Annotated in this window: 1 protein-coding gene; it reads right to left on the bottom strand. The window is 80.7% G+C overall.

All coding sequences use genetic code 11. The features are described 5' to 3' along the window. Nucleotides 1-24 precede the first annotated feature (24 nt). The coding region (locus tag ACFU74_RS37050; protein WP_380764540.1) for a KR domain-containing protein at nt 25-2,374 on the bottom strand (2,350 nt) is incomplete at its 5' end.

Here is a 2,374-nt window from a genome sequence, read left to right as displayed (position 1 = left end):
GAGCGGGGCACCACGGCTTTTCCGTCAGGCCCGCTGGCCGAAGCTGACGGGCTTCTCGTCGCCGTCCGCGTCCGCCGCCTCCAGCGGCGCGTACGGCCGGCCGCGGCGGGCCGCGCGCACCAGGCGCTCCCAGTCGACCCGGGCCAGGCCCGCGCGCGGCGCGGAGCCGGTCAGCAGCCGGCCGAGCGCGCCGAGGGCCGCGCCGGCGGGTGCCGGGTGGATCCCGGACTCCGCCAGGGCCGCCGTCGCGGGCCGCCCGGCCTCCTGCCAGGGCCCCCAGGCGACGCTCAGCGCGGGCAGGCCCTGCCGCCGCCGCTCGTGGGCGAGCGCCTCCAGGTAGGCGTCGACCGCGGTGGCCACCGCCTCGCCCGGGTGGCCGGCCAGCGCGGTGACCGGGCTGGAGAACACCAGGAAGTCCAGCCCCCAGGTCTGCCGGTGCAGCTGCCAGGGGCCCCGGACGCCGCGGCCGACGGCGGTGCTGAAGTCGGCCCAGTCCCAGCCGTCCAGCGGGGCCTGCGGCGCCGGGTCGGCGAGGTGCACGACACCCCGCAGCGGCGGCAGCTCCCGGTCGACCCGCTCCAGCAGCGCGGCGACGGCCGCCGGATCGCCGAAGTCGCCCTCGACGTGCAGGAGTTCCACCCGCTCGTCGTCGACGGCCACTGGTCCGGGCCCGGCCACGGCCACCGCGCGGGCGCCCTGGCCGGCCAGCCAGCCGACCACCGCCGAGGCCTCCGCCGGGTCGCCGCCCACCACCAGGTAGCCGGCGTCCGGACGGATCTTGACGCCCTCCTGGTCCTCGCCGGGCAGCGGGCCCTCCTGGAGCCGGGCCTCGTACCAGCGCCCGCCGCGGACGGCCAGCAGGCCGGAGCCCGCGACGCCCGCCGCGTGCCGCACCAGGGTGCCGGCGTCGGGCTCCGCGGCGCCCGGCTCCAGGTCGACCTGGACGCAGGCCAGCCCCGGGTGCTCCCAGGTGACGGTCCGGGCCAGCGCGGTGAGCAGCGACTGCTCCGGGCGCGGCGCGGCGGCCTCCGGGGAGCGGGGGGCCAGCGCTCCGGTGGAGCAGAGCACGACCGTGGGGTGCTGGGCCGCGAACTCGCGCAGGAAGCCCTGGAGGAAGGCGAATCCGTGCCGGGCGGACCGCCCCTCGCCCTCCGCGAGCGGCTCGCCGCCGGCGCCCGCCGGGTCCGGACCGTACAGCAGCAGGCCCGCGACGGTGGTCCCGCGGCGGCGCAGCTGCGCCCACAGCTGGTCGAGCGAGTCCGGGAGTTCGGGCGCGACCAGCAGGGTCTCCGGATCGCCGGCGGCGGCGCCGGCGTCCGGGAGGACGGCGAGGGCGGGGACGCCCTCCAGGGCGAGCCGGGCGCGCCGGCTCCGCACCTGCCCGGGGTCGGTGCCGAAGACCAGCCAACTGCCCTCGGGCGCCGCCATGGTGGCGAGCCCGCCGGCCGCCGGCAGCGGCTGCCAGCCGAACGCGTGGTGGCGCAGGGCGGTCGCGGCCCGTCCGGAGGTCTCGGCCGGGGCGACCGGCCGCAGCCGCAGGCCCTCGACGGCCGCCAGCGGGGCGCCGTCGGGGGAGAGCAGCGCGAGCGTGAACGAGCCGTCGGCTCGGTGCCGGACGTGCGCCCACACCTCGGCCGGCAGCGGGCCGGCGACGGCGAGGCGGTCCAGGGCGACGGGCGTGGCCGGGCCTCCGTGGAAGGCCGCCGCCAGGGTGAACACCGCCTCCAGGAGCGGCTGGAGGCCGTCGCCGGCCTCCTCGTGCCGCAGCCGGGCGAGGAGGTCGTCGCCGCTCTGCCGGAGCTCGGTGACGGTGGCGGCACCGGCGGTCTCGACGCCCTCGCGCCAGAGCCGGTCGTACCAGGCGTCCACGTCCTGGGCCCGGAGCCCGGAGCGCAGGTCCTCCAGGTCCGGGGCGGGGTTGTCCGGGCCGTCCGGCTCGGCGGCGGCCGTGGCGCTCACCAGCCGGGCCCAGCGCCCGCCCAGGTGGGCGAAGCCGCGCACCAGGGTGCGCCCGCCCGCGCCGGCCTCCCGCAGGGTCTGCAACCGCAGCTGCCCCTCGGCGGGCAGCGCCGCCGCGGCGTCCAGCTCCACGTCCCACAGCGCGCGCGGCGCCCCGGGCCCGGCGTCGGGCCGTCGGACGGCGGCGAGCGCCCAGTCCACCAGTGCCGCCGCGGACAGCGCCGGGCCGCCGTGCACCCGGGCGAGCAGGGCGCCGCCGGCCTCGGCCGCGGCCGGGCCGGCGAGGGTCTGGTCGAACCACTGCCCGCTGCCCTCAGCCAGCTCGACCGGCGGGCCCAGCAGCGGGTGCGGCGGCCGGGGCGGGGCGCCGGCCGGCCGGTCCGGCGGGACCAGCCAGCAGCGGAGGGTCTGGAAC

The sequence above is a fragment of the Kitasatospora sp. NPDC057500 genome (assembly GCF_042802195.1).
In the GTDB taxonomy this organism is placed as follows: domain Bacteria; phylum Actinomycetota; class Actinomycetes; order Streptomycetales; family Streptomycetaceae; genus Kitasatospora.
Note: the sequence above shows the minus strand (reverse complement) of the source record. Positions and strands in the feature narration are given on the sequence as shown.